The organism is Agrococcus sp. GCM10030265, assembly GCF_042666675.1.
Lineage (GTDB): Bacteria > Actinomycetota > Actinomycetes > Actinomycetales > Microbacteriaceae > Agrococcus.
Window position 1 is genome coordinate 329,603 of the sequence record NZ_JBHTCZ010000002.1, and the last position, 26,157, is coordinate 355,759.

The 26,157-nt window shown below is 73.5% G+C and carries 24 protein-coding genes; all 24 read left to right on the plus strand.

Annotation, left to right across the window (positions count from 1 at the left end):
- The first annotated feature begins 10 nt into the window (after positions 1-10).
- The 24 genes from alaS (at position 11) to ACFQPP_RS05845 (ending at position 26,156) form a co-directional block, all read left to right on the plus strand.
- Positions 11-2,665, plus strand: coding sequence for an alanine--tRNA ligase (gene alaS / locus ACFQPP_RS05730; protein ID WP_376916760.1), 2,655 nt, complete (start codon positions 11-13; stop codon positions 2,663-2,665).
- On the plus strand, positions 2,665-3,120 hold the full coding sequence (gene ruvX, locus ACFQPP_RS05735) for a Holliday junction resolvase RuvX (protein WP_376915589.1): 456 nt from the start codon (positions 2,665-2,667) through the stop codon (positions 3,118-3,120). The genes alaS and ruvX overlap by 1 nt, the downstream gene beginning before the upstream one ends.
- Positions 3,120-4,598, plus strand: a complete 1,479-nt coding sequence (gene mltG / locus ACFQPP_RS05740; protein ID WP_376915590.1) for an endolytic transglycosylase MltG — start codon at positions 3,120-3,122, stop codon at positions 4,596-4,598. Before ruvX ends, mltG begins: the two co-directional genes overlap by 1 nt.
- Positions 4,598-5,377, plus strand: a complete 780-nt coding sequence (locus ACFQPP_RS05745) for a shikimate dehydrogenase family protein (RefSeq protein ID WP_376915591.1) — start codon at positions 4,598-4,600, stop codon at positions 5,375-5,377. Before mltG ends, ACFQPP_RS05745 begins: the two co-directional genes overlap by 1 nt.
- 58 nt (positions 5,378-5,435) lie before the next feature.
- Complete coding sequence (gene aroC / locus ACFQPP_RS05750; RefSeq protein WP_376915592.1) at positions 5,436-6,623, plus strand: chorismate synthase; 1,188 nt, start codon at positions 5,436-5,438, stop codon at positions 6,621-6,623.
- Positions 6,620-7,117 carry a shikimate kinase gene (locus tag ACFQPP_RS05755; RefSeq protein ID WP_376915593.1) on the plus strand — a complete coding sequence of 166 codons (498 nt, stop codon included), beginning with the start codon at positions 6,620-6,622 and terminating at the stop codon, positions 7,115-7,117. The genes aroC and ACFQPP_RS05755 overlap by 4 nt, the downstream gene beginning before the upstream one ends.
- Complete coding sequence (gene aroB, locus ACFQPP_RS05760; RefSeq protein WP_376915594.1) at positions 7,114-8,175, plus strand: 3-dehydroquinate synthase; 1,062 nt, start codon at positions 7,114-7,116, stop codon at positions 8,173-8,175. Before ACFQPP_RS05755 ends, aroB begins: the two co-directional genes overlap by 4 nt.
- Before the next feature lie 50 nt (positions 8,176-8,225).
- Entirely contained in the window at positions 8,226-8,654 is a 429-nt protein-coding gene (locus tag ACFQPP_RS05765; protein ID WP_376915595.1) for a type II 3-dehydroquinate dehydratase, read from the plus strand.
- Between the two features lie 84 nt (positions 8,655-8,738).
- A complete protein-coding gene (efp, locus tag ACFQPP_RS05770) occupies positions 8,739-9,302 on the plus strand; it encodes an elongation factor P (protein ID WP_376915596.1) in 564 nt (187 codons plus the stop codon).
- 1 nt (position 9,303) lies between these two features.
- On the plus strand, positions 9,304-9,723 hold the full coding sequence (gene nusB / locus ACFQPP_RS05775; RefSeq protein ID WP_376915597.1) for a transcription antitermination factor NusB: 420 nt from the start codon (positions 9,304-9,306) through the stop codon (positions 9,721-9,723).
- A 186-nt stretch (positions 9,724-9,909) separates the two neighbouring features.
- Positions 9,910-10,458 carry a bifunctional pyr operon transcriptional regulator/uracil phosphoribosyltransferase PyrR gene (gene pyrR / locus ACFQPP_RS05780; protein WP_376915598.1) on the plus strand — a complete coding sequence of 183 codons (549 nt, stop codon included), beginning with the start codon at positions 9,910-9,912 and terminating at the stop codon, positions 10,456-10,458.
- Positions 10,455-11,393, plus strand: coding sequence for an aspartate carbamoyltransferase catalytic subunit (locus ACFQPP_RS05785; RefSeq protein WP_376915599.1), 939 nt, complete (start codon positions 10,455-10,457; stop codon positions 11,391-11,393). The genes pyrR and ACFQPP_RS05785 overlap by 4 nt, the downstream gene beginning before the upstream one ends.
- Positions 11,390-12,673 (plus strand): dihydroorotase, encoded by a 1,284-nt coding sequence (locus ACFQPP_RS05790; protein WP_376915600.1) that lies wholly within the window; start codon positions 11,390-11,392, stop codon positions 12,671-12,673. The genes ACFQPP_RS05785 and ACFQPP_RS05790 overlap by 4 nt, the downstream gene beginning before the upstream one ends.
- Positions 12,670-13,167 carry a hypothetical protein gene (locus ACFQPP_RS05795; protein ID WP_376915601.1) on the plus strand — a complete coding sequence of 166 codons (498 nt, stop codon included), beginning with the start codon at positions 12,670-12,672 and terminating at the stop codon, positions 13,165-13,167. Before ACFQPP_RS05790 ends, ACFQPP_RS05795 begins: the two co-directional genes overlap by 4 nt.
- The gene (gene carA / locus ACFQPP_RS05800) at positions 13,164-14,288 is read left to right on the plus strand and encodes a glutamine-hydrolyzing carbamoyl-phosphate synthase small subunit (protein ID WP_376915602.1); all 1,125 of its coding nucleotides are present in this window, start codon (positions 13,164-13,166) and stop codon (positions 14,286-14,288) included. The genes ACFQPP_RS05795 and carA overlap by 4 nt, the downstream gene beginning before the upstream one ends.
- Positions 14,288-17,563: a carbamoyl-phosphate synthase large subunit gene (carB, locus tag ACFQPP_RS05805; protein ID WP_376915603.1), complete on the plus strand. Its 3,276-nt coding sequence runs from the start codon at positions 14,288-14,290 to the stop codon at positions 17,561-17,563. The genes carA and carB overlap by 1 nt, the downstream gene beginning before the upstream one ends.
- Complete coding sequence (gene pyrF / locus ACFQPP_RS05810) at positions 17,560-18,372, plus strand: orotidine-5'-phosphate decarboxylase (RefSeq protein ID WP_376915604.1); 813 nt, start codon at positions 17,560-17,562, stop codon at positions 18,370-18,372. The genes carB and pyrF overlap by 4 nt, the downstream gene beginning before the upstream one ends.
- Positions 18,369-19,226, plus strand: a complete 858-nt coding sequence (gene gmk / locus ACFQPP_RS05815) for a guanylate kinase (RefSeq protein WP_376915605.1) — start codon at positions 18,369-18,371, stop codon at positions 19,224-19,226. Before pyrF ends, gmk begins: the two co-directional genes overlap by 4 nt.
- A 66-nt stretch (positions 19,227-19,292) precedes the next feature.
- Positions 19,293-19,550: a DNA-directed RNA polymerase subunit omega gene (gene rpoZ / locus ACFQPP_RS05820; protein ID WP_376915606.1), complete on the plus strand. Its 258-nt coding sequence runs from the start codon at positions 19,293-19,295 to the stop codon at positions 19,548-19,550.
- Positions 19,550-20,746, plus strand: coding sequence for a bifunctional phosphopantothenoylcysteine decarboxylase/phosphopantothenate--cysteine ligase CoaBC (coaBC, locus tag ACFQPP_RS05825; RefSeq protein WP_376915607.1), 1,197 nt, complete (start codon positions 19,550-19,552; stop codon positions 20,744-20,746). The genes rpoZ and coaBC overlap by 1 nt, the downstream gene beginning before the upstream one ends.
- Complete coding sequence (gene metK, locus ACFQPP_RS05830) at positions 20,743-21,933, plus strand: methionine adenosyltransferase (RefSeq protein WP_376915608.1); 1,191 nt, start codon at positions 20,743-20,745, stop codon at positions 21,931-21,933. The genes coaBC and metK overlap by 4 nt, the downstream gene beginning before the upstream one ends.
- Entirely contained in the window at positions 21,930-23,834 is a 1,905-nt protein-coding gene (locus ACFQPP_RS05835; protein ID WP_376915609.1) for a primosomal protein N', read from the plus strand. The genes metK and ACFQPP_RS05835 overlap by 4 nt, the downstream gene beginning before the upstream one ends.
- The gene (locus tag ACFQPP_RS05840) at positions 23,834-24,745 is read left to right on the plus strand and encodes a methionyl-tRNA formyltransferase (protein ID WP_376915610.1); all 912 of its coding nucleotides are present in this window, start codon (positions 23,834-23,836) and stop codon (positions 24,743-24,745) included. Before ACFQPP_RS05835 ends, ACFQPP_RS05840 begins: the two co-directional genes overlap by 1 nt.
- Positions 24,738-26,156, plus strand: a complete 1,419-nt coding sequence (locus ACFQPP_RS05845; RefSeq protein WP_376915611.1) for an RsmB/NOP family class I SAM-dependent RNA methyltransferase — start codon at positions 24,738-24,740, stop codon at positions 26,154-26,156. Before ACFQPP_RS05840 ends, ACFQPP_RS05845 begins: the two co-directional genes overlap by 8 nt.
- Position 26,157 lies beyond the last annotated feature (1 nt).

Below are 26,157 nucleotides of genomic sequence, written 5' to 3' on the forward strand. Positions count from 1 at the left end.
CGAGAGCACGATGCAGACCGCCGAGATCCATGACCGCTTCCTGCGCTTCTTCGAGCGCAAGGACCACACGATCGTGCCGTCGGCATCGCTCGTGAGCGACGACCCGACGATCATGTTCACGATCGCCGGCATGGTGCCGTTCATCCCGTACCTCACGGGGCAGGAGCCCGCGCCGTACCCGCGCGCCGCCGACGTGCAGAAGTGCATCCGCACCAACGACATCGAGGAGGTCGGCCGTACGCCGCGGCACGGCACCTTCTTCCAGATGACCGGCAACTGGTCGTTCGGCGACTACTTCAAGCGCGAGGCGATCGCGTACGCCTGGGAGTTCCTCACCGGCGCCGAGGACGACGGCAACCTCGGCTTCTCGCCCGACGACCTGTGGGTCACGGTCTTCGAGACCGACGACGAGGCCGTCGCGCTGTGGCGCGAGATCGCGGGCCTGCCCGAGGAGCGCATCCAGCGGCTCGGCCGCGACACGAACTACTGGTCGACCGGGCAGCCCGGCCCTGCCGGCCCGTGCTCGGAGATCTTCTTCGACCGCGGCCCGGCGTACGGCGCGGACGGCGGCCCCGCGACCGACGACGACCGCTACGTCGAGATCTGGAACCTCGTCTTCATGCAGGACCAGATCGCCGACGTGCGGTCGAAGACCGACTTCCGCATCGTGGGCGAGCTGCCCGCGAGGAACATCGACACCGGCATGGGTCTCGAGCGCATCGCGTTCCTCAAGCAGGGCGTCGAGAACATGTACGAGATCGACCAGGTGCGCCCCGTGCTCGATCTCGCGGCCGAGCTCTCGGGCCGCCCCTACGGCGCCGACCACGAGGACGACGTGCGGATGCGGGTCGTGGCCGACCACGTGCGCTCGTCGCTCATGCTGCTCTCCGACGGCGTGACGCCCGGCAACGAGGGTCGCGGCTACATCCTGCGCCGCCTCATGCGCCGGGCCATCCGCGCCATGCGGCTCCTCGGCGTCGACGAGCCGACCTTCCCGACGCTGTTCGCGGCGTCGCGCGACGCCATGCAGGACGCCTATCCCGAGCTCGCGACCGACTGGTCGCGCCTGTCGCGCTTCGCGTTCGCCGAGGAGGAGACCTTCCTGAAGACGCTCGAGGCCGGCTCGACGGTGCTCGACGGGGCGGTCGCCTCGACGAAGGGCGATGGTCGCGTGCAGCTCGCTGGCGACACGGCCTTCCTGCTGCACGACACGTACGGCTTCCCGATCGACCTCACGCTCGAGATCGCCGAGGAGCAGGGGCTCACGGTCGACCGCGCCGCGTTCGATCGGCTCATGGGCGAGCAGCGCTCGCGCGCGAAGGCCGACGCGAAGGCGAAGCGCGGTGCGCTCGCCGACCGCTCGGTGTACGGCGAGTTCCGCGCGGCCGGCGAGACGACGTTCCTCGGCTACGAGGAGCTCGAGGCCGACGGCGAGGTCGTCGGCATCCTCAAGGACGGCGCCAGCGTGCAGCGGGCGGCGGCGGGCGAGACGGTCGAGCTCATCCTCACGGCGACGGCGCTCTACGCGGAGTCCGGCGGCCAGGACTCCGACGAGGGTCGACTCGTGGGCGACGCGTTCGAGGCCGACGTCGTCGACGTGCAGCGGCCCGTGCCGGGGCTCACGAGCCACACCGTCACCATCGCCTCCGGCGAGGTCGGCGTCGGCGACCGTGCGCACTCGATCGTGGACGCCGCCTACCGTCGCGGTGCCACGCAGGCGCACTCGGCGACCCACGTCATCCACGCGGCGCTGCGCCAGGTGCTCGGTCAGGACGCCCACCAGTCGGGCTCCTACAACAAGGCCGGCTACATGCGCCTCGACTTCTCCTGGTCGAACCCGCTGAGCGCCGACACGCGCTCGGAGCTCGAGGAGATCGCATCGACGGCCATCGCCGACGACCTCGAGGTCGCGACGCGCGTCATGCCGCTCGACGAGGCCCGCGAGGCGGGCGCCATGGCGCTCTTCGGCGAGAAGTACGGCGACACCGTGCGCATGGTCGACATCGGCGGACCGTGGTCGCGCGAGCTCTGCGCGGGCACGCACGTCTCGTCGTCCGGGCAGATCGGCCTCGTCGCGATCACGGGGGAGTCCAGCGTCGGGGCGACGAACCGTCGCATCGAGGCCATCGTCGGGCAGGACGCCTTCCGCGAGCTCGCGGCCGAGCGCGCGCTCGTGCAGTCGATCTCGCAGAGCCTCCGCACGCCGAAGGACCAGCTGCCGCAGCGCATCGACGACCTCGTCGCATCCCTGCGGGCAGCCGAGCGCAAGGTCGCGGAGTTCGAGTCGCAGCGCCTCGCGCTGCGCGTGCCCGAGCTGGCGCAGACCGCGTCGCGCGAGGGCCGCTCGCGGCTCGTCGCGGCCGACCTCGGCACGCTCGGCTCCGCCGACGACGTTCGCTCGCTCGCGATCCAGGTGCGCGAGCGCCTCGGCGCGGAGCCCGCGACGGTCGCGCTCGGCGCGACCGTGGGCGACAAGCCCGTCGTCGTGGTCGCGACGAACCAGGCTGCGCGCGACGCCGGGGTGCAGGCCGGCCCGCTCGCGAAGGCGGCGGCCTCGGTGCTCGGCGGAGGCGGCGGCGGCAAGCCCGACCTCGCGCAGGGCGGCGGCACGGACGCCGCGCGGATGCCGGAGGCGCTCCGCGCGATCGTCGAGGGCCTCGCCTGATGCGCCAGGGCGTGCGGCTCGGCATCGACGTGGGCAGGGTCCGCGTCGGGGTCGCTCGCTCCGATCGCGACGGCCTGCTGGCGACGCCTGTCGAGACCATCCAGCGCGATGGCGTCGACGGCGTCGTGCAGCGACTCGCGGCGCTCGTCGACGAGCTCGACGTCGTCGAGCTCGTCGTCGGGCTGCCGCTCTCGCTCTCCGGTGGCGACACCGCGAGCACGCAGGACGCGCGCGACGTCGCCGCAGCCCTCGTCGCCGTCGCCCCCGTGCGCCTCGTCGACGAGCGCCTGTCGACCGTGACGGCGCAGGCGGGGATGCGTCAGGCAGGGCGATCGACGCGGCAGCAGCGCGCGGTGATCGACCAGGCAGCGGCCGTCGTCATCCTGCAGCACGCGCTCGACGCAGAGCGGTCCGGTCGCCTGCCGGGCATGATGGTGGACCACGAGGAGGACTGATGGGACGTCGGGGGAGACCGCCGGGCATGCCCGAGCACGGCCAGGAGCCCGAGCTGCCGGGGCAGCCCGAGCAGTCGCAGCGGCCCGAGGAGCCGCGGGAGCCCGTGGGGCAGCCCGCGCAGCCGGCCGAGCCGGCTGAGCCCGCGGAGCCGACCTTCGAGGACATCTTCGGCAGCCCGAGCGCTGGCGAGCCTGCGCGCGCGTCGCAGGAGCCGGCCACTCGACGCTCGGCTGAGCCCGCCGCCTCCGCGCAGGCCGACGCATCCGAGCCCGCGGGCGTCGAGGCCATCGCCGATGCGCTCGCCACGCCGACGTCGCAGACGCCCTGGGCGACCACGACGGCCGCCTCCACGCCGGCCGCCACGCCGCGTGCGCCAGTGGCTCGCGGCCGCGGCGAGCGACCGACGAAGGCCGCGAAGCCCGCGAGGCGTCGCAGCGGCAGGCGCGGCGGCATCGTGATCCTCGTGGCGCTCGTCGCCATCGTCGCCGCCGTGCTCGGTGGCGGATGGGCGCTGTTCGGACCCGCCATCACGGATCGCTTCGCCGAGCCCGAGGACTTCTCGGGCGCGGGATCCGGCGAGGTCGTCGTGCGCATCGAGTCCGGCTGGACCGGTGCGCAGGTCGCGACGATGCTCGAGGAGGAGGGCGTCATCGCCGACCAGGAGTCGTTCTACGATCTGCTCGTCGCCGACCCGAGCATCTCCTTCCAGCCCGGCTCGTACCGGCTCGCGAGCGAGATGTCGTCGCAGGCCGCGCTCGACGCGCTCCGCGACGAGGCGAACCGCGTCGTGCTGCAGATCGCGATCCCCGAGGGCTTCGTGATCCAGCAGGTGTACGCGCGGCTCGCCGAGCAGTCCGGCATCCCGGAGGCCGACTTCGTGCAGGCGGGCGCCGATCCCGCCGCCTACGGCGTGCCGGGCACCTCGCTCGAGGGCTGGCTCTTCCCCGCGACGTACACGTTCGACGGCGGCCAGACCGCGGCCGAGATGCTGCAGACGATGGTCGACCGCATGGAGCAGGCCCTGCAGGAGCGCGGCGTGCCGCAGGAGCAGTGGCAGTCGGTCGTGACGATGGCGTCGCTCGTCGAGCGCGAGGGCGGCCCCATCGAGAACTTCCCGCAGGTCGCGCGCGTGTTCCAGAACCGCCTCGACATCGGCATGCTCATGCAGTCCGACGCCACCGTGCACTACGGCATCGGCGACTTCGGCGTCATCACGACGACCGACGTGGAGCGCGCGGACGGCAACAACCCGTACAACACGTACGTGCATCCCGGCCCGCCGATCGGCCCGATCGGAGCGCCTGGCGATGCGGCGCTCGACGCGTGGCTCTCGCCCGCGGAGGGCGACTGGCTGTACTTCGTCACCGTCGACCCGTCGACGGGCGAGACCGTCTTCTCGGAGACGCTCGCCCAGCACGACCAGGCGGTGCTGCGATTCCAGGAGTGGCTGCGGGCGAACCCCGAGTACGGCAGCTGATGCGCAGGCTGGCGGTGCTCGGCGATCCGGTCGAGCACTCCCGGTCGCCGCGCATCCACGCCGCCGCCTACGAGGCGCTCGGGCTCGACTGGTCGTACGGGCGGGAGCGGCTCGGGGCGGATGCGCTCGCGGGGTTCGTCGACGCGCTCGGTCCCGAGTGGCTCGGGCTGTCGGTGACGGCACCGCTCAAGGAGGCGGCGGCGGCGTGGGCCACCGACCGCGACGCGCTCGTCGAGCGCACGGGCGCGGCGAACACGCTGCGGGTCGACCTCGGAGCCGCGTGGAACACCGACGTCGCGGGCATCGTCGGCGCGTTCGCGGAGGCGGGCGTCGCCGGCATCGAGCGCGGCGCGATCGTCGGCGGGGGAGCGACCGCTGCGTCGGCGGTGTGCGCGCTCGCCGAGATGGGCGCGGGCCGCGTCGACGCGTGGCTGCGCACGCCCGCGAAGGGCGAGCGGCTCGTGGCGCTCGGCGCGCGGCTCGGCGTCGACGTGCGCCTCGTCGGACCCGGCGCCTCGCCGCTCGCGGGCGACGTCGTCGTGAGCACGTTGCCCGCATCCGCAGACGCCGCACCCGCGCTCGTGGGCCCGCTCGCCATCCTCGACGCCGACTACGCGTCGGGCGCGAGCAGGTACGAGGGCGTCGCGCCGCTCGTGCCCGGCCTCGCGATGCTGCTGCACCAGGCGCTGCGGCAGGTGCGCATCTTCGTGCACGCCGACCCCGAGGCGCCCGTCGACCGCGAGGCCGAGGCGTGGGCGGCGATGGTGGCCGCGGCCTGAGCGCCCTGCATCGCCTTCGTGCGCGTCGACACGTGCACGGGATGGAAGGATGGATGCCATGCTTCGATGGCTGACCGCAGGCGAGAGCCATGGCCCCGAGCTCCTCGCGATCCTCGAGGGACTCCCCGCCGACGTGCCCGTGACGGCCGAGGCCATCCAGGCCGACCTGCAGCGGCGCAAGCTCGGCGCCGGCCGGGGGGCGCGCATGAGGTTCGAGCAGGATGCGCTGTCGATCTCCGGCGGCGTGCGCCACGGCCGCTCGATGGGGTCGCCGGTCGCGCTGCGCATCGGCAACACCGAGTGGCCGAAGTGGACGGACGTCATGAACCCGGCCGTGCCCGACGAGGCGCCCAGCGGCGCTCGTGCGGCAGCGCTCACGCGCCCGAGGCCCGGCCACGCCGACCTCGTCGGCATGCAGAAGTACGGCTTCGACGAGGCCCGACCCGTGCTGGAGCGTGCGAGCGCACGCGAGACCGCCGCTCGCGTGGCGCTCGGCGCCGTCGCCAAGGCGTTCCTCGGCGAGCTGGGCGTGCGACTCGTGAGCCACACGCTCGCGATCGGGCCCGTGCGCGTGCCGGATGGCTCGCCCATCCCCACGCCGGACGACGTCGACGCGCTCGACGCCGACCCGCTGCGCTGCCACCACGCCGAGACGTCGGCGGCGATGCTCGCCGAGGTCGAGGATGCGAAGTCGTCCGGCGACACGCTCGGTGGCGTCGTCGAGGTCTGCGCCTACGGCCTGCCGCCGGGGCTCGGCTCGTACGTGCACTGGGACCGCCGGCTCGACGCCCGCCTCGCGGGTGCGCTCATGGGCATCCAGGCGATCAAGGGCGTGGAGGTCGGCGACGGGTTCGAGACCACGAGGCGCCGCGGCTCCGTCGCGCACGACGAGCTCGTGCCCGGCGACGGCGGCATCGAGCGCGTCACCGACCGCGCGGGCGGCACCGAGGGCGGCATGACGACCGGCACGGTGCTGCGCGTGCGTGCGGGCATGAAGCCGATCGCGACGGTGCCGCGGGCGCTGCGCACGATCGACACGACGACCGGCGAGGCCGCCGCGGCGCATCACCAGCGCTCCGACGTGTGCGCCGTGCCCGCATCGGGCGTCGTGGCGGAGGCGATGGTCGCCCTCGTGCTCGCCGACGCCATGCTCGAGAAGCTGGGCGGCGACTCGGTCGCCGAGGTGCGCCGCAACCTCGACGCCTACCTCGCCGCGATCCCCGAGACGCTGGTCACGGACGCGTGAGACCCGTCGCGCTCATCGGGCCGATGGCTGCCGGCAAGTCGAGCGTCGGCCGGAAGCTCGCGAGCAGCATCGGCGCGAGGTTCGTCGACACCGACCGCGAGATCGTGCGCGAGCACGGCGCGATCGCCGACCTCTTCGCGTCGCGCGGCGAGCCCGAGTTCCGGCGCATCGAGGCGGAGGTCGTCGCGGCGTCGCTCGTCGATGGCGCCGTCGTGTCGCTCGGCGGCGGGGCACCGCTCGCCACGGCGACGCAGGAGCGGCTCACGGGCGCCCGCGTCGTGCTGCTCATGATCGACGACCGGCAGGCCGAGCGACGCATCGCGGGGTCGGCGCGGCCGCTGCTCGCGTCGGACGGCATCGACGCCTGGCGCCGCATCCTCGCCGAGCGCGAGCCCACGTACCGCGCGATCGCCGACCTCGAGGTCGACGCGTCGCGCCGCAAGATGAGCGACATCGTCGCCGAGATCGCCACCTGGCTGGAGGCCAACCCGTGACCACGATCACCGTCCGCACCGAGCGCCCCTACGACGTCGTCGTCGGCCGCGACATCCTGCTGCCGCAGCTGACGGACGCGCTCGCGGGGGCCGCGCAGGTGCTCGTCGTGCATCAGCCGGCCATGGCGAGGCAGGCGGATGCGCTGAAGGCGGCGCTCGGCGATCACGTGCTCCTCGCCGAGGTGCCCGACGCCGAGGCGGCGAAGCGCATCGAGGTCGCGCAGTTCCTGTGGCAGATCATGGGCCAGGCCGACTTCACGCGGACCGACATGGTCGTGGGGCTCGGAGGCGGCGCCGTCACCGATCTCGCGGGCTTCGTGGCGGCGACGTGGCTGCGCGGCGTCGGCATCGTGCTCGCCCCGTCGAGCGTGCTCGGCATGGTGGATGCTGCCGTCGGCGGCAAGACGGGCATCAACACCGAGCAGGGCAAGAACCTCGTCGGCGCCTTCCACCACCCGACGCGCGTGGTCTGCGACGTCGCGCTGCTCGACACCCTGCCGCGCAACGAGCTGCTGACGGGCTTCGCCGAGATCGTGAAGGCGGGCTTCATCGCCGACCCGGCGATCCTCGACCTCCTCGAGCAGCGGCTCGACGCGGCCACCGACCCGACGACGCCCGAGTTCGCCGAGATCGTCGCCCGCGCCATCCAGGTGAAGGCCGACGTCGTGGCGGAGGACTTCACCGAGCAGGGTCTGCGCGAGATCCTGAACTACGGGCACACGCTCGGCCACGCGATCGAGCACACCGAGCGCTACCGCTGGCGCCACGGGGCGGCCGTCGCGATCGGGCTCATGTTCGCCGCCGAGCTGGGTCGCCTCGCCGGACGCCTGCCCGAGTCGGTCGTCGATCGGCACCGCGCGATCCTCGAGTCGCTCGAGCTGCCGACGACGTACCCGATGGGGCGCTGGCAGACGCTCCTCGCGACGATGCGCCGCGACAAGAAGGCGCGTGGGGCGATGCTGCGCTTCATCGTGCTCGACGACGTCGCGCGCCCGCGCGTGCTCGAGGGACCGGACGACTCGATGCTCTTCACGGCGTACCAGTCGCTCGCGGACTGACGACCCGGCGTCGCGCCGCGCCGTCGAGGGCGCACCGTAGGCTCGTGCCCATGCGCATCCTCGTGCTCAACGGCCCGAACCTCGGTCGCCTCGGCTCCCGCGAGCCCGACGTCTACGGCTCCGCCGGCCTCGACGACGTCGAGCGCGTCGTCTCGTCGACGGGCGTCGAGGTCGACCTCCGGCAGACCGACTCCGAGGCCGAGCTCGTGCGCTGGATCCACGAGGCCGTCGACACCCGCACGCCCGTCGTGCTGAACCCCGCCGCGTTCACGCACTACTCGTACGCGCTGCGCGATGCGTGCGCCATGGTGACGACGGCCGGCATCGCCCTCGTCGAGGTGCACATCACGAATCCGCATGCGCGCGAGTCCTTCCGTCACACCTCGACGATCTCGGGCGTCGCGACGGGCGTGATCGCCGGCTTCGGGATCGACGGCTACCGTCTCGCGACGCTCGCGATCCTCGCCCGTCTGGCCTGAGCCTCCCCGGGGCCTCGGGGCCCGTCGGCTAGGATGCTTCGTCGGCCCCTCACGGGCCGCGACGACTTCTCACACGAGGGACACATGGCGACGACGAACGACATCAAGAACGGCGCGGTGCTGAGCATCGACGGGCAGCTCTGGAGCGTGATCGAGTTCCAGCACGTCAAGCCCGGCAAGGGTGGCGCGTTCGTGCGCACCAAGCTCCGCAACGTGCGCAGCCTCAAGGTCGTCGACAAGACGTTCAACGCGGGCACGAAGATGGACTTCGCGACGGTCGACCGCCGCGACTACCAGTTCCTGTACAACGACGGCACCGACTTCGTGTTCATGGACAACGACACGTACGAGCAGTTCCAGGTGAGCCCCGAGATCGTGGGCGACGCGGCGAAGTTCCTGCTCGACGGCGCGACGGCCCAGATCACGATGCACGAGTCGGAGGCGCTCCAGGTCGAGCTGCCCGCATCCGTCGTGCTCGAGGTCACGTACACCGAGCCCGGCCTGCAGGGCGACCGCTCGAACGCCGGCACGAAGCCCGCGACGGTCGAGACGGGCGCCGAGATCCAGGTGCCGCTCTTCGTCGAGCAGGGCACGCGCGTGAAGATCAACACGACCGACGGCTCGTACCTCGGTCGCGTCACCGACTGACGTGACGCAGCAGTACCCCTCGCGTCGCAAGGCGCGCAAGCACGCGGTCGAGATCGGCTACAGCGCCATCGTGCGCGACGCCGACCCGATCGAGCTCCTGCGCGTCACGACCCTCGACCAGGGCTGGTCGAAGCACCCGTGGTTCGCCTACTGCGAGGAGCTCGTCACGGGCGTCGCCCATCACGACCGCGAGCTCGACGAGCTGCTCGAGCAGTCGAGCGAGCACTGGTCGCTCGAGCGGATGGCGCGCATCGACCTCGCCATCCTGCGGGTCGGCGCATGGGAGCTCGCGCACAACCCGGCGGTGCCGAACGAGGTCGCGATCTCGGAGGCGGTGCATCTCGCAGGCGAGCTCTCGACCGAGCGCTCGAGCACGTTCGTGAACGGCGTGCTCGCCCAGGTCGCGGGCCAGGTCGGCTGAGCGGTCGGAGCGCAGGCAGCGCGCACGCAGCGCGGCACGCGGCGCCGGAGCGGGGGGACACCCTCGCGCCGGCGCCGCGTTCGCGCGTGGCCGGCTCGCGCGTTCGATAGGATGGGCGCACCGACAACCTTCGAGTCCGTCCAGAGAGGCGGCTGCGACGCCCAGAGAGGCAGGAAGGGGGTCTGCATGCCTGCGCGCACCGTGCTGCAGGAGGCGGACATCGCCCGCGCGCTCACGCGCATCGCCCACGAGATCCTCGAGGCGAACCGAGGCGAGGAGTCCCTCGTCATCCTCGGCATCCCGACCCGCGGGGCCGCGCTCGCCGAGCGCCTCGCCGCTCGGCTCGGCGACATCACGGGGATCGACTTCGCCGCCCGCACCGGCACCCTCGACGTCACGATGCACCGCGACGACCTCGCCCGCACCGGCGCGCGTCCCACGCATCCCACGCGCATCCCCGCCTCGGGGATCGACGGCCAGACGGTCGTGCTCGTCGACGACGTGCTCTACTCGGGCCGCACGATCCGCGCCGCCCTCGACGCGCTCGCCGATCTGGGGCGCCCCGCGGCGGTGCGGCTCGCCGTGCTCGTCGACCGCGGCCATCGGCAGCTGCCGATCCGCGCGGACTTCGTCGGGAAGAACCTGCCGAGCGCGGCGAGCGAGCACGTCTCGATCCTGCTGACCGAGGTCGACGGGCAGGATGCCGTGACCATCCAGGAGGGCAGCGCGCGATGAGGAGCCTGCTCACGGCTGCGCTGCCGCGCGACGAGGCGATCGAGCTGCTCGACATCGCCGAGGACATGGACCAGATCCACGACCGCGACCAGAAGAAGCTGCCCGCGCTGCGCGGTCGCACGGTCGTCAACCTCTTCTTCGAGGACTCGACGCGCACGCGCTCGTCGTTCGAGATCGCAGGCAAGTGGCTCTCCGCCGACGTCGTCAACGTGTCCGGCAAGGGCTCGAGCGTCTCGAAGGGCGAGGATCTGCGCGACACGGTCACCACGATCTCGGCCATGGGCGTCGACGGCGTCGTCATGCGGCACGGCTCCTCCGGCGCCGCCGACCTCGTCGCGTCGTGGATCCCGCAGGTCGTCGTCAACGCGGGCGACGGCACGCACGAGCACCCCACGCAGGCCCTGCTCGACGCGTTCGCGCTGCGGCGGCGCATCCACGGCGAGGCCTCGCGCGGCAAGGGCCTCGACGGGGTGCGCGTCGCGATCGCCGGCGATGTGCTGCACAGCCGCGTCGCGCGCTCGAACGCGCTGCTGCTGCCCGCCCTCGGCGCCGAGGTGACGATCGTCGGCCCGCCGTCGATGCTGCCGCCGGGCATCGCGACATGGGATGCCGAGCACACCACCGACCTCGACGCCGTCGTCGACGCCCGGCCCGATGCGCTCATGATGCTGCGCGTGCAGCTCGAGCGCCAGACGGGCGCGTTCGTGCCGAGCGCCGCCGAGTACGTCGGCGGATGGTCGCTGACGCCCGAGCGCTTCGCGCGACTCGGCGGCGAGACGCTCGTCATGCATCCCGGCCCGATGAACCGAGGGCTCGAGATCTCGTCGGTCGCCGCCGACGCCGCCGCCTCGCTCGTGCTCGAGCAGGTCCGTGCGGGCGTCTCGGTGCGCATGGCCGTGCTCTACCGACTCCTGGCAGGAAGGACCGACTCGTGACCCTCATCGTCCGCGGCGCCCGCATCCTCGGCGGCGAGCGCGCCGACCTCACGATCGAGCACGGCACCATCACGGCGATCGGCTCGGCGTCGGCGTCCGCCGGCGCGACGGAGGTGGACGCCGACGGCCTCGTCGCGCTGCCCGGCCTCGTCGACCTGCACACGCATCTGCGCGAGCCCGGCTTCGAGCAGTCCGAGACGGTCGCGACCGGCGTGCGCGCCGCAGCGGCGGGCGGGTACGCCGCCGTGTTCGCGATGGCGAACACCCGGCCGGTCGCCGACACCGTCGCGGTCGTCGAGCAGGTCGCCGAGCTCGGTCGCCGCGCGGGCCTCGCGCACGTGCAGCCCATCGGCGCCGTCACGGTGGGACTCGCGGGCGAGCGCCTCGCCGACATGGGGATGATGGCGCGCTCGGCCGCGAAGGTGCGCGTCTTCTCGGACGACGGGCACTGCGTGCACGACGCGCAGCTCATGCGCCGCGCGCTCGAGTACGTCGCGCCCTTCGACGGCGTCATCGCGCAGCATGCGCAGGAGCCGACGCTCACCGTCGGCGCGCAGATGCACGAGTCGCCCCTCGCGGGCGAGCTCGGGCTCGGCGGCTGGCCGTCGGTCGCCGAGTCGTCGATCGTCGCACGCGACGTGCTGCTCGCGGAGGCGACGGGCGCCAGGCTGCACGTCTGCCACGTCTCGACGGCCGAGACGGTCGACGTGCTGCGCTGGGCGAAGGCGAGGGGCATCCGCGTCACCGCCGAGGTCACGCCGCACCACCTCGTGCTCACCGAGCAGGAGGTGCGCGGCTACGACGCGCGGTTCAAGGTCAACCCTCCGCTGCGCGCCGCCGCCGACGTCGAGGCGCTGCGCGCCGCGCTCGCCGACGGCACGATCGACGTCGTCGCCACCGACCACGCCCCGCATCCCGTCGAGGCGAAGCAGGCGGCGTGGGCGGACGCGGCGATGGGCATGGTCGGCCTCGAGACGGCGCTCTCGGTGGTGCAGCAGGCCATGGTCGACACCGGGGCGCTCGACTGGTCCGGCGTGGCCCGCGTCATGTCCTCGGCGCCCGCGCGCATCGGACGCCTCGACGGCTTCGGCGGTGCGATCGAGGTCGGCGCGCCCGCGCACCTCGCGCTCGTCGACCCGGCTGCGTCGACGCCCATCGGCACGCAGCACCTGCACGGCCGGTCGACGAACTCCCCGTTCCTCGGCCGTTCGCTGCCCGGTCGCGTCGTGCACACGATCCTCGCGGGTCGTCAGACGGTGTTGGATGGGGTGGTCGCATGAGCTACGAGACCTTCATCCTGCTGAGCGCCGTGCTCGTCGCGGTGCTGCTGACGGCAGGCGTCCTCGGCTGGCGGTCGCGCCGCCGGCGCCACCGCGACCTCGTGGCGCCGCAGGTGCCCGACCGGTTCGAGGCCGTGCTCGACGCCCCCATCCTCTACGTGGCGACGACCGTCGCCGGCGACCCGTACGACCGCGTCGCCGTGCACGGCCTCGGCTTCCGGGCGCGCGGCCGCGTCGCCGTCGGCCCGTCCGGCGTCGTCCTCGACCTGCCGGGCTCCGCCGTGCTCCTGCCGATCGCCGACCTCGACGGCGTCGAGCGCGCGACGTGGACGATCGACCGCGTCGTCGAGCCCGGCGGCCTCCTCCGCATCGCCTGGCGACTGGGGGAGCGGCCGCTCGAGACCTACCTGCGCGTGACCGGCGACGACGAGCCGGTGCTCGCCGCCATCCGCGACATCCAGCAGCATCCGACCTCTTCAGGAGCAGCAGCATGACCATCGCCCACCTCGTGCTGGAGGACGGCACCATCTATCGCGGCCGCGCCTACGGCGCCACCGGCCGCACCCTCGGCGAGGCAGTCTTCGCCACCGGCATGACCGGCTACCAGGAGACGATCACCGACCCGTCGTACGCCGGCCAGATCGTGGTGCAGACGGCACCGCAGATCGGCAACACCGGCGTCAACGACGAGGACCCGGAGTCGCGTCGCATCTGGGTCGCCGGCTACGCCGTGCGCCAGGCGAGCCGCGTCGTGTCGAGCTGGCGCGCCACCGAGTCGCTCGAGGCGCGCTTCGAGCGCGACGGCGTCGTGGGCATCCAGGGCATCGACACGCGAGCGCTCACGCGACGCCTGCGGGATGCGGGCAGCATGCGCGCAGGCATCTTCTCGGGCGACGCCGTGGCCACCGAGGCCGACATGCTCGACCAGGTGCGGCAGAGCCCGCGCATGGAGGGCCAGCGCCTCGCCGACGTCGTCTCGACGCCCGAGGCGTACGCGCTGCCCGCGACGGGCGAGCGGATCGGCCATCTCGCCGTCCTCGACCTCGGCATCAAGTCCTCGACGCTGCGCTACCTGCAGGAGCAGGGCTTCGACCTCACGGTGCTGCCGCACTCGGCGACCGCCGAGGAGGTGCTCGCGCTCGAGCCCGATGCCGCGTTCTACTCGAACGGCCCCGGCGACCCCGCCGCCTCCGACCAGTACGTCGAGCTGCTGCAGGCGCTGCTCCGCGCGGGCCTGCCGTTCTTCGGCATCTGCTTCGGCAACCAGCTGCTCGGCCGTGCCCTCGGGTTCGGCACGTACAAGCTGCCGTTCGGCCACCGAGGCATCAACCAGCCCGTGCTCGACGTCGCGACCGGCAGGGTCGAGATCACGAGCCAGAACCACGGCTTCGCGGTCGACGCGCCCATCGGCGAGGTCGTCGAGAGCCCTGCGGGCTTCGGCCGCGTCGAGGTGAGCCACTACTCGCTCAACGACCACGTCGTCGAGGGCCTGCGCGCCCTCGACCTGCCCGCCTTCAGCGTGCAGTACCACCCCGAGGCCGCAGCCGGCCCCCACGACTCCATGTACCTCTTCGATCGGTTCGCGGCATTCGTGCGCGAGCGGAAGGACGCCTGATGCCCAAGCGCGACGACATCTCGTCCGTCCTCGTGATCGGCTCCGGGCCGATCGTCATCGGCCAGGCGGCCGAGTTCGACTACTCCGGCACCCAGGCGTGCCGCGTGCTGCGCGAGGACGGCATCCGCGTCATCCTCGTGAACTCCAACCCGGCGACGATCATGACCGATCCGGACTTCGCCGATGCGACGTACATCGAGCCCATCACGCCGGAGGTGCTCGAGACGATCATCGTGAAGGAGCGCCCCGACGCCATCCTGCCGACGCTCGGCGGCCAGACGGCGCTGAACGCGGCCATCGCGCTGCACGACCAGGGCATCCTCGAGCGGCACGGCGTCGAGCTCATCGGCGCGAAGGTCGATGCGATCCACCGTGCCGAGGATCGCCAGCTGTTCAAGCAGCTCGTGCTCGACGCGGGCGCCGACGTCGCCTCGTCGGCGATCGCGAAGACGGTCGACGAGGCGCTCGCGTTCGCCGACGAGTACGGCTACCCCGTGGTCGTGCGCCCGTCGTTCACGATGGGCGGCCTCGGCTCGGGCTTCGCGCACGACGAGGTCGAGCTGCGCCGCTTCGTCGCCGACGGCCTCCACTCGTCGACGATCGGCGAGGTGCTGCTCGAGGAGTCGATCCTCGGGTGGAAGGAGTACGAGCTCGAGCTCATGCGCGACCAGGCCGACAACACGGTCGTGATCTGCTCGATCGAGAACGTCGACCCCGTGGGCGTGCACACGGGCGACTCGATCACCGTCGCACCCGCCCTGACGCTCACCGACCGCGAGTACCAGGTGCTGCGCGACATCGGGATCCGCATCATCCGCGACGTCGGCGTCGACACGGGCGGCTGCAACGTGCAGTTCGCGGTCGACCCTGCGACGGGCCGCGTCATCGTCATCGAGATGAACCCGCGCGTCTCGCGCTCGAGCGCGCTCGCCTCGAAGGCGACGGGATTCCCGATCGCGAAGATCGCTGCGAAGCTGGCGATCGGCTACCGCCTCGACGAGATCCCGAACGACATCACCCGGGTGACGCCCGCCTCGTTCGAGCCGACGCTCGACTACGTCGTCGTGAAGGTGCCGCGCTTCACGTTCGAGAAGTTCCCCGCCGCCGACCCCACGCTCACGACGACCATGAAGTCCGTCGGCGAGGCGATGGCGATGGGACGCACGTACACGCAGGCGCTGCAGAAGGCGCTGCGCTCGATGGAGCGCCGCGGCTCGTCGTTCCACTGGTCGGGCGAGGCGGGCGACAAGGCCGCGCTGCTCGAGGCGTCGCGCACGCCCACCGACGGTCGCCTCGTGACGCTCCAGCAGGCCATCCGCGCCGGCGCGACCGTCGAGGAGGCGTTCGAGGCCACCGCGATCGACCCGTGGTTCATCGACCAGCTCGTGCTCATCGAGGAGGTCGCCGCCGAGATCCGCGAGGCGGACGCCCTCGGCGAGGAGATCCTGCGGCACGCGAAGGAGCACGGCTTCTCGGATGCGCAGATCGCCGAGCTGCGCGGGCTCGACGAGACGAGCGTGCGCGAGGCGCGCTGGGCGCTCGGCCTGCGGCCCGTCTTCAAGACCGTCGACACGTGCGCGGGCGAGTTCCCCGCCGAGACGCCGTACCACTACTCGTCGTACGACCAGGAGACCGAGGTCGCGCCCTCCGACCGCCGCAAGGTCGTCATCCTCGGCTCGGGCCCGAACCGCATCGGCCAGGGCATCGAGTTCGACTACTCGTGCGTGCACGCGTCGTTCGCGCTGCGCGACGCCGGGTTCGAGACGATCATGGTCAACTGCAACCCCGAGACGGTCTCGACCGACTACGACACGAGCGACCGGCTGTACTTCGAGCCGCTGACGCTCGAGGACGTGCTCGAGGTCATCCACGCCGAGTCGCAGTCGGGCGAGCTCGTCGGCGTCATCGTGCAGCTCGGCGGCCAGACGCCGCTCGGTCTCGCGCGCGGTCTCGAGGCGGCGGGCATCCCGATCCTCGGCACGCAGCCCGACGCGATCGACCGCGCCGAGGAGCGCGGGCTGTTCCAGGAGATCCTCGACGCCGCGGGCCTCGTCGCGCCGCGCAACGGCACGGCCACGACGGAGGAGGCGGCGCTCGAGGTCGCCGAGCGCATCGGGTACCCGGTGCTCGTGCGCCCCTCGTTCGTGCTCGGCGGCCGGGGCATGGAGATCGTCTACGACCGCGAGAGCCTGCACGGCTACTTCGAGCGCATGGCTGACACCGCCATCATCGGGCCGGGCAGGCCGCTGCTCGTCGACCACTTCCTCGACGACGCCGTGGAGATCGACGTCGACGCGATCTACGACGGCACCGACCTCTACGTCGGCGGCATCCTCGAGCACATCGAGGAGGCCGGCATCCACTCGGGCGACTCGTCGTGCACGCTGCCGCCCATCGGGCTCGGGCGCTCGCAGATCGACGAGGTGCGCGACGCGACCCTCGCGATCGCCCGCGGCCTCGACGTGCGCGGACCACTCAACGTGCAGTTCGCGATCTCGGCAGGCAGACTCCACGTCATCGAGGCGAATCCGCGCGCGAGCCGCACGGTGCCGTTCGTCGCGAAGGCGCTCGGCTCGCCCATCGCGAAGGCGAACGCCCTCGTCATGGCAGGCCGCACGATCGCGGAGCTGCTCGCCGAGGGCTTCCTGCCCGCGCAGGACGGCTCGCGCCTGCCGCTCGACGCGCCGATCGCCGTGAAGGAGGCCGTGCTGCCCTTCCGCCGCTTCCGCACCCGCGAGGGCGAGCTGGTCGACAGCCTCCTCGGCCCCGAGATGCGCTCGACCGGCGAGGTCATGGGCATCGACCGCGACTTCCCGCGCGCGTTCGCGAAGAGCCAGGTCGCGGCGTACGGCGGGCTGCCGACGTCGGGCACGGTCTTCGTGTCCGTGTCGGATCGCGACAAGCGCCAGGCCGTGCTGCCCATCCATCGCCTGCGCCAGCTGGGCTTCCGGGTGCTCGCGACCGAGGGCACGGCCGAGATCCTCGTGCGCAACGGCATCGAGGTCGAGACGATCGCGAAGCACAACGAGGTCGGCGTCGAGGCGTCGATCGTCGGCGCGATCCACCGCGGCGAGATCGACATCGTCATCAACACGCCCACGGGCCCCGCTGCCCGCCTCGACGGCTACGAGATCCGGGCCGCGACCGTCGGCGCCGACAAGGCGCTGTTCACGACGGTGTCGCAGCTCGGTGCCGCCGTCGCCGCGATCGAGGCCGCGCGGGCGCCCTTCGAGGTCACGAGCCTGCAGGAGTACCACGCGAGGAGGACGGCGTGAGCTTCGGCGCGTCGCTCGCGGCCGCGGTCGCGGCGCGCGGACCCGTGTGCGTGGGCATCGACCCGCATCCGCATCTCCTGGAGGCGTGGGGGCTGCCCGCGTCGGCGGCGGGCGTCGAGGCGTTCGGCCTCGAGTTCGTCGCGGCGTCGGCGGGCCGCGTCGGCGTCGTGAAGCCGCAGGTGGCGTTCTTCGAGCGCCACGGATCCGCGGGTCTCGTCGCGCTCGAGCGCGTCGTCGACGCGGCGCGCGACGCAGGGCTCCTCGTCGTGGCCGATGCGAAGCGCGGCGACCTCGGGTCGACGATGCAGGCGTACGCGGAGGCGTGGCTCACGCCGGGATCGCCGCTCGAGGTCGACGCCGTGACGGCGTCGCCGTACCTGGGCCTCGGTGCGCTCGAGCCGGCGCTCGCGCTCGCACAGCAGCACGGCAAGGGCGTGTTCGTGCTGTGCGCGACGTCGAATCCCGAGGGCGCGGGACTGCAGTCGCGCGTCGACGCGGCGGGGGAGTCGGTCGCCGCGTCGATCGCCCGCGGGGTCGATGCCTGGAACGCCGAGCACGCGCGCGGTGGTTCGGGCTCGATCGGCCTCGTCGTCGGCGCGACGGTCGCCGCCGCCGACCTGGGGGTCACGCTCACGCCCGCGACGCCGATCCTCGCGCCCGGCTTCGGCCACCAGGGCGCGTCGCTCGCCGACCTGCGCTCGCTCTACCCGGAGGGGTCCGTCGTGCTCGCGAACGTCTCGCGCAGCGTGAGCGGCAGCCGCGACGGCGTCGCCGCCGCGATCGCGGCCGCCGTGGAGGAGGCGCGATGACGCTCGACCCCGCGGCGGGGGCCGAGGCGGCGCTGCGCGCCCGTCGAGCCCGCGCAGAGGTCAAGCGGGCGGTGCATGCTCGCGAGCGCACGGCGCTGCAGGTCGCCGAGCACGCGTGGGAGCATCCCGACTCCGTCGAGGCGGGGATCCGCGTGCCCGAGCTGCTCGACGCCATCCCCGGCATCGGCAAGCACCGTGCGGAGCGTGCGCTCGAACGGCTCGAGATCTCGCCGCGCAAGCGCGTCGGCGGGCTCGGCTCGCGGCAGCGCGAGCGGCTGCGGGCGTGGCTCGACGTCGACCCGGCGCCCGCACGTCTCATCGTGCTCGCCGGCCCCACGGCGGTCGGCAAGGGCACGGTGGCGCAGCACGTGCGCGACCACTACCCGTGGATCCGGCACTCGGTGTCGTGGACGACGCGCGCGGCGCGCCCGGGCGAGATCGACGGCGTGCACTACACGTTCGTCTCCGACGCCGAGTTCGACGAGGGCCTCGCCGAGGACGCGTTCCTCGAGTGGGCGAGGGTGCACAACTCGCATCGCTACGGCACGCCGCGCGCGCAGGTGCAGTCGGTGCTCGACACCGGCGACTCCGTGCTGCTCGAGATCGACCTGCAGGGCGCTCGCCAGATCCGGGAGCGCATGCCCGAGGCGCTGCTCGTCTTCCTCGCGCCGCCGTCGTGGGAGGAGCTCGTGCGCAGGCTCGTGGGCCGCGGCACGGAGGACGAGGAGGAGCGCACGCGCCGCCTCGCGACCGCCGAGGTCGAGCTCGCGAGCCAGGACGAGTTCGACGCCGTCGTCATCAACCGCGACGTGGCCGAGGCCGCTGCCGAGGTCGTCGCCCTCATCGGGCGCTAGACTGTTCCACTGCGCCGCCTCCTCGTGAGGCTCGAGCGCGTCCACGCATGTCCTAGAGGAGGACCCATGGCCGACAAGGGCATCATCAACCCGCCGATCGACGACCTGCTGGCGAAGGTCGACTCGAAGTACCAGCTCGTGATCTTCGCGTCGAAGCGCGCGCGTCAGATCAACGACTACTACACGGACCTCCACGAGGGCAGCATGTTCGACAACGTGGGGCCGCTCGTCGACTCGACGCTCGAGGACAAGCCGCTGTCGGTCGCGCTGCACGAGATCCACGAGGACAAGCTCCTCCTGAAGCCCGCGCAGCCCTCGGCGTAGTGCGCGTCGTCGTCGGCGTCGCCGGCGGGATCGCGGCCTACAAGGCCGCGCACGCCATCCGGCGGCTCGTGAAGGACGGGCACGACGTCCACGTCGTGCCCACCGCCTCCGCCGTGCGATTCGTCGGCATCCCGACCTTCGAGGCCCTCAGCCGCAACCCGGTGACGACCGATCTGTTCGACGACGTCGCCGAGGTGCGCCACGTGGCGCTCGGGCAGTCCGCCGACCTCATGATCGTGCTGCCCGCGACGGCGTCGACGCTCGCGCGCATCGCGCACGGCATCTCCGACGACCTGCTCGGCACCACGATCCTCGCCTCGGAGGCCCCGCTCGTCGTCGCACCCGCGATGCACACCGAGATGTGGCGCAACGCGGCGACGCAGGCGAACGTGCGGACGCTGCGCGACCGCGGCGTCACGATCGTCGGCCCCGCCGACGGCCAGCTCACCGGCACCGACTCGGGCCCCGGTCGCATGGTCGAGCCCGACGACGTCGTCGAGGCCGCGTACGCCGTCGTCGCACCTGCGCGCGACCTCGAGGGGATGCGCATCGCGATCTCCGCGGGCGGCACCCGCGAGCCCATCGACCCGGTGCGCTTCCTCGGCAACCGCTCGTCGGGCGCCCACGGCGTCGCCCTCGCGGCACGCGCCGCCGCGCGCGGCGCCGACGTCACCCTCGTCGCGGCCAACCTCCAGGTGCCCGCGCCAGGCGGCGTGCGCCTTGTCGAGGTGTCGACGACGGCCGAGCTGCGCGACGCGATGCTGCTCGCGAGCCGCGACGCGCACGCGACGATCATGGCCGCCGCAGTCGCCGACTACCGCGTCGCCGACGTGAGCGACGCCAAGTTGAAGAAGGACGCCTGGGGCTCGTCGCCGACCCTGCGTCTCACCGAGAACCCCGACGTCCTCGCCGAGCTCTCCGCTCGCGCGCCCCGCGGCGTCGTCGTGGGCTTCGCCGCCGAGACCGAGCCCGATGCCGACGCCCGCCGCGCGATCGCGGCCGCGAAGCTCGCGAGGAAGGGCTGCGACCTCCTCGTGCTGAACCAGGTCGGCGTGGACCTGGGGTTCGGCGACGTCGACACCGTCGTCGAGATCCTCGACGCCTCGGGCGTCGTCGCGACGGCGGCCGGCGCGAAGCCGTCGGTGGCCGATGCCATCCTCGACTCCGTCCGATCCACCTTGCAGGAGCACGCATGACCTCCCGGCTGTTCACGTCCGAGTCCGTCACCGAGGGCCACCCCGACAAGATCTGCGACCAGATCTCCGACCGCATCCTCGACGCGATGCTCGCGCAGGACGCGCAGTCGCGCGTCGCGGTCGAGACGCTCGTGACGACGGGCCTCGTGCACGTCGCGGGCGAGGTGCGCACCGAGGGCTACGTCGAGATCCCGAAGCTCGTGCGAGACACGATCGTCGCGATCGGCTACGACTCGTCGGCGGTGTCGTTCGACGGCAACTCGTGCGGCGTGACGGTGTCGATCGGCGAGCAGTCGATCGAGATCGCGACGGGCGTCGACACGGGCCTCGAGGCGCGCGGAGGCGAGACGGATGCGCTGTCGCAGCTCGGTGCGGGCGACCAGGGCATCATGTTCGGCTACGCCACCGACGAGACGCCGACGCTCATGCCTGCGACGGCCTGGGCCGCGCACCGGCTCGCCGAGCGCCTCACGGCCGTGCGTCGCGACGGCACGATCCCGTACCTGCGGCCCGACGGCAAGACGCAGGTGACGATCGAGTACGTCGACCACGAGCCCGTGCGCGTCGACGCCGTCGTCGTGTCGACGCAGCACGCGGAGGACGTCGACCAGGAGGTGCTGCGCGCCGACGTCGAGCGGCACGTCATCGCCCCCGTGCTCGCGCAGCTGGGCCTGCCGCACGACGACGTCACGACGTTCGTGAACCCCTCGGGGTCGTTCGTCGTCGGCGGTCCGAAGGGCGACGCGGGCCTCACGGGTCGCAAGATCATCGTCGACACCTACGGCGGCGCGGCGCGGCACGGCGGTGGCGCCTTCAGCGGCAAGGACCCGTCGAAGGTCGACCGCTCGGCGGCGTACGCGCTGCGCTGGGTGGCGAAGCACGTCGTCGCCGCGGGCCTCGCGCGGCGCGTCGAGGTGCAGGTCGCCTACGCCATCGGCCGCGCGACGCCCGTCGGCGTGTACGTCGACTCGTTCGGCACGGGGACGGTCGACGACGCGACGCTCACCGAGGCGATCCTCGCGACGTTCGACCTGCGCCCCGAGGCCATCATCCGCGACCTCGACCTGCGTCGGCCGATCTACGCGCAGACGGCCGCGTACGGCCACTTCGGCCGCGAGCTGCCCGACTTCACATGGGAGCAGACGCCCCGCGTCGACGCGCTGCGCGAGGCCGCCGGCGTGGCATGAGGGTCGCCCGCGTCGTCGTCGAGTCGCGACTGCCGCAGCTCGACCGACGCTTCGACTTCCTGAGCGACGACGCCCAGCCGGGCGTTCGCGTCCGCGTGCCCTTCGGGGGCCGCATGCTGCCCGGCTACGTCGTCGACGTGGTCGACGAGAGCGAGTTCGGCGGCGAGCTGCACCGCGTGGAGCGCGTGCTGTCGCAGGTGCCGGTGCTGCAGCCCGAGGTGTGGGAGCTCGTGCGCGCCGTGGCCGACCGCGCCGTCGGCACGGCGGCGGACGTCCTGCGCGTCGCGATCCCCGGCAGGCAGGCGAGGCCGGAGACGGCGTGGCTGAAGGCCGAGCGCGTGCAGCCGACGCCACCGGACGCGGGCGAGAGCGTCCTGCCGCGGCTCGTCGCCGAGCGGGGTCGCGTCGCGCTGCGCTGCGCCCCCGGCGTCGAGGCGGTGGCGACCGCCGCGGGCGAGACGTGGGTCGGGCGCTGGGCCGTCGAGCTCGCGGGCCTCGCTCGCGACGCGCTCGCACGCGGGGAGCAGGCCATCCTCGTCGTGCCGGACCACCGCGAGCAGCGCCAGCTGGTCGCGGCGCTCGAGGCTGCCGTCGGCGACCGCGTCGTCGAGCTCGACGCCCGGCAGTCGAACCCCGAGCGCTACCGCGCGTTCCTGCGCGCGATCGACGGTGGCCCGCTGGCGATCGTCGGGCCGCGCAGCGCCGTCTACGCGCCCGCCTCGAACCTGGGGCTGCTCGCGGTGTGGGAGGACGGCGACCCGCTGCACGACGAGCCGCTCGCTCCGTACGCGACGACGCGCGACGTCGCGCTCGTGCGGCAGCAGCAGTCGGGCTGCGCGCTCGTGCTCGCCGGCCATGCGCGTTCGACCGAGGCGCAGCGGCTCGTCGAGCTCGGGTTCCTCGAGGCGGTGGTGCGCGGGCGTCCGCAGCGCACGCTGCCCGCCGCGCTCGCCGCCGGCGCGGCCGCCGACGGGCAGCCGCAGCGCATCCCGGCGATGGCGTTCCAGGTCGCGAAGGAGGCGATCGCGCACGGTCCCGTGCTCGTGCAGGTCGCGCGGCCGGGTCACGCCCCGGCGCTCGCGTGCGCGCGATGCGGCGAGCGCGCCCGCTGCCGACGCTGCTCGGGACCGCTGCGGCGCGCGCGGGCGGGCGCATCGCCGTCGTGCGCATGGTGCGGCGCCGTGCACGCCGCCTGGACGTGCGCGACGTGCGGGGGTCACGGCATCGCCGAGATCGGGCGGGGCTCGCTGCGTACGGCGGACGAGCTCGGCCGCGCGTTCCCCGGCGTCCCCGTCGTCGTCGCCGACGGCCAGCACGAGCGCCTCGAGGTCGACGAGCGGCCACGGCTCGTCGTCGCGACGCGCGGTGCCGAGCCTGTCGCGGCGGGCGGATACCGGGCCGTGCTGCTGCTCGACGGCGAGCGCCTGCTCGCTCGCGAGAGCCTGCGCGTCGCCGAGGACGCCGTGCGGGCCTGGTCGGGTGCGCGCGCGCTCGCACGCGACGATGCGACGATCGTCGTCACGGGCGCGGTCGGGCGCGTCGCGACGGCGATGACGGCCCGCGATCCCGCGGGCTTCGCGGCGGCGGAGCTCGCCGACCGGCGCGCGCTGCGCTTCCCGCCCGCCGTGCGGGTCGCCTCGATCGTCGGCGGCCCCGACGAGGTGGAGCGCGTCGTCGCCGCCGTGCGGGGGATCGGTGCGACCGACGCGCTCGGACCCGTCGACGTGGGCGAGGGCGCGGTACGGTCGATCGTCCGCTTCGACTACGGAGCGGGCGTCGACGTCGCGCAGGCGCTGCGCGCCGAGGTCGTGCGCGCGGCGACGCAGTCGCGGTCGCGCGTCGCGAAGGGCGCGCCCGTGCGCGTGCACGTCGACGATCACGAGCCGTTCGAGGGGATCTGATGCGCATCGTCTTCGCTGGCAGCCCGGAGGCCGCCGTGCCGAGCCTCGAGGCGCTCGCGCGTCGCCACGAGGTCGCGCTCGTCGTCACGCGCGCCGCCTCGCCGCAGGGGCGCAGGCGCGTGGTGACGCCGACGCCCGTCGCCGCTGCCGCCGAGCGCCTCGGCCTGCCGGTGCTCGAGGCGAACCGCCTCGACGCGGCGGCGACCGAGCGCATCGCGGAGGTCGGCGCCTCCCTCGCCGTGGTCGTGGCGTACGGCGGCCTCGTGCGCGAGCCGCTGCTGTCGATGCCCGAGCACGGGTGGATCAACCTGCACTTCTCGGTGCTGCCCGCCTACCGCGGCGCCGCGCCCGTGCAGCGGGCGCTCGTCGACGGCGTCCACGAGACGGGCGTGAGCGTCTTCCGCCTCGTCCCCGAGCTCGACGCCGGACCCCTCCTCGCGGTCGTCCCGTCGCCCGTGCCGCCGCTCGCGACGGCGGGCGACCTGCTCGCGCAGCTCGCGGCATCCGGCGCGGAGGTGCTCGTCGACGCGGTCGATGCGATCGAGGCCGGCACCGCGACGCTCACGGAGCAGGTGGGCGAGCCGTCGTTCGCGCCGAAGCTCGAGCTCGCCGACGGCAGGCTGCGGCTCGACGAGCCCGCGCCGCGCATCCTCGACCGGTTCCGAGGCGTCACGCCCGAGCCGGGTGCCCACGTGCTGCTGGGCGGCGAGCGCGTGAAGGTGCTGGGCCTCGCGCGCAGCGGCGCCGAGCCGCTGCCCGCGGGCACCGCGAGGCTCGTCGGCAGGGATGCCCTGCTCGGCACGGGCACGTCGGCGCTGGCGCTCGGCGAGGTGCAGCCCGCGGGGAGGAAGCCCATGGCGGCCGCCGACTGGCTGCGCGGTCGTGGGGGAGAGGTCGTGCTCGATGCCTGATCGCAGGCCGGCGCGTGGCGCCCGTCCACCGCAGCGACGCGCAGCATCCGAGCGCCCGTCGGCGCGCCGCGTCGCGCAGGAGGTCGTGCGCGACGTGGCCGTCGACGACGCGTACGCCAACCTGCTGCTGCCCGCGCGCATCCGAGACGCGGGGCTCGACCCGCAGGACGCCGCGTTCGCGACGGAGGTCGCCTATGGCACGCTGCGGTGGCAGGGCCAGCTCGACGTCGTCATCGAGGAGGCGGCGGGCCGGGCGATCGACGACGTCGACCCGACGACGCTGTCGGTGCTGCGCATCGCGACGTACCAGCTCGCGAGGATGCGCGTGCCCGCGCACGCCGCCGTCCACGCGTCGATCGAGCTGCTCGGCGAGCATCGCGGGCGACGCGGCTTCGCCAACGCCGTGCTGCGCCGGATCGCGTCGACGCCCGTCGACGAGCAGGTCGCGGCCATCGCGTCCGGCATGGGCGACGACGACGCGCTCGGCCTGCGCACGGCGCACCCCACCTGGGTCGTGCGGGCGCTGCGGCGCGCGCTCGACGCCGAGGGAGCCGCCGACGAGCTCGAGACGCTGCTCGCCGCCGACAACGACGCACCGCGCGTGCAGCTCGTCGCGCTGCCTGGGCTCGCGGAGCCCGACGAGCTCGGCGCCGAGGCGACGGCGTCGCCCGTCGGCCGGCTCGCTCCCGCGGGCGATCCCATGCGGGTGCCCGCGGTGCGCGAGGGCCGTGCACGCGTGCAGGATGCGGGCAGCCAGCTCGCGGCGCTCGCCCTGACGCGCGCAGCGCCGGTCGCCGCAGGCGAGCGGTGGCTCGACCTCTGCGCGGGCCCGGGCGGCAAGGCCGCGCTCCTCGCCGCGGAGGCACGGGCGGGCGGTGCGCGCCTCGAGGCCAACGAGCTCGTGCCTGCGCGCGCAGGTCTCGTGCGGCAGGCGCTCGCCGCGGTCGACCCCGACGTGCGCGTCGCGGTGGGCGACGGCCGACGCTACGCCGACGTCGACGGCGTGTACGACCGCGTCCTGCTGGACGCGCCCTGCACGGGCCTCGGCGCGCTGCGGCGCCGACCAGAGGCGCGGTGGCGCAAGCAGCCCGCCGACGTGCCCGAGCTGGCGCGTCTGCAGGCCGAGCTGCTGCGCGCGGCGATGCGTGCCGTACGGCCCGGCGGTCTCGTGGCCTACGTCACGTGCTCGCCGCACCTCGCCGAGACCCGTGCGATCGTGCAGGGCGCCGTCGCCGAGGGCGCCGAGCGCGTCGACACGCGTGCGGTGCTCGCGCGCGTCGCCCCGGACGCCGTGCTGGGCGGCTCGGGCGAGGCCGTGCAGCTGTGGCCGCACCGCACGGGCACCGACGCGATGTTCATGCAGCTGCTGCGCCGGCCGCTGCGCGCAGACGCCGCCGCCGAGCCTCGGTAGC

What these genes read in the sequence shown, in the direction of transcription:
- alaS (WP_376916760.1), top strand. Translation starts at nt 11, where the DNA reads ATGCAGACCGCCGAGATCCATGACCGCTTCCTGCGCTTCTTCGAGCGC.
- ruvX (WP_376915589.1), top strand. Translation starts at nt 2,665, where the DNA reads ATGCGCCAGGGCGTGCGGCTCGGCATCGACGTGGGCAGGGTCCGCGTC.
- mltG (WP_376915590.1), top strand. Translation starts at nt 3,120, where the DNA reads ATGGGACGTCGGGGGAGACCGCCGGGCATGCCCGAGCACGGCCAGGAG.
- ACFQPP_RS05745 (WP_376915591.1), top strand. Translation starts at nt 4,598, where the DNA reads ATGCGCAGGCTGGCGGTGCTCGGCGATCCGGTCGAGCACTCCCGGTCG.
- aroC (WP_376915592.1), top strand. Translation starts at nt 5,436, where the DNA reads ATGCTTCGATGGCTGACCGCAGGCGAGAGCCATGGCCCCGAGCTCCTC.
- ACFQPP_RS05765 (WP_376915595.1), top strand. Translation starts at nt 8,226, where the DNA reads ATGCGCATCCTCGTGCTCAACGGCCCGAACCTCGGTCGCCTCGGCTCC.
- efp (WP_376915596.1), top strand. Translation starts at nt 8,739, where the DNA reads ATGGCGACGACGAACGACATCAAGAACGGCGCGGTGCTGAGCATCGAC.
- pyrR (WP_376915598.1), top strand. Translation starts at nt 9,910, where the DNA reads ATGCCTGCGCGCACCGTGCTGCAGGAGGCGGACATCGCCCGCGCGCTC.
- ACFQPP_RS05785 (WP_376915599.1), top strand. Translation starts at nt 10,455, where the DNA reads ATGAGGAGCCTGCTCACGGCTGCGCTGCCGCGCGACGAGGCGATCGAG.
- ACFQPP_RS05795 (WP_376915601.1), top strand. Translation starts at nt 12,670, where the DNA reads ATGAGCTACGAGACCTTCATCCTGCTGAGCGCCGTGCTCGTCGCGGTG.
- carA (WP_376915602.1), top strand. Translation starts at nt 13,164, where the DNA reads ATGACCATCGCCCACCTCGTGCTGGAGGACGGCACCATCTATCGCGGC.
- carB (WP_376915603.1), top strand. Translation starts at nt 14,288, where the DNA reads ATGCCCAAGCGCGACGACATCTCGTCCGTCCTCGTGATCGGCTCCGGG.
- gmk (WP_376915605.1), top strand. Translation starts at nt 18,369, where the DNA reads ATGACGCTCGACCCCGCGGCGGGGGCCGAGGCGGCGCTGCGCGCCCGT.
- rpoZ (WP_376915606.1), top strand. Translation starts at nt 19,293, where the DNA reads ATGGCCGACAAGGGCATCATCAACCCGCCGATCGACGACCTGCTGGCG.
- metK (WP_376915608.1), top strand. Translation starts at nt 20,743, where the DNA reads ATGACCTCCCGGCTGTTCACGTCCGAGTCCGTCACCGAGGGCCACCCC.
- ACFQPP_RS05835 (WP_376915609.1), top strand. Translation starts at nt 21,930, where the DNA reads ATGAGGGTCGCCCGCGTCGTCGTCGAGTCGCGACTGCCGCAGCTCGAC.
- ACFQPP_RS05840 (WP_376915610.1), top strand. Translation starts at nt 23,834, where the DNA reads ATGCGCATCGTCTTCGCTGGCAGCCCGGAGGCCGCCGTGCCGAGCCTC.
- ACFQPP_RS05845 (WP_376915611.1), top strand. Translation starts at nt 24,738, where the DNA reads ATGCCTGATCGCAGGCCGGCGCGTGGCGCCCGTCCACCGCAGCGACGC.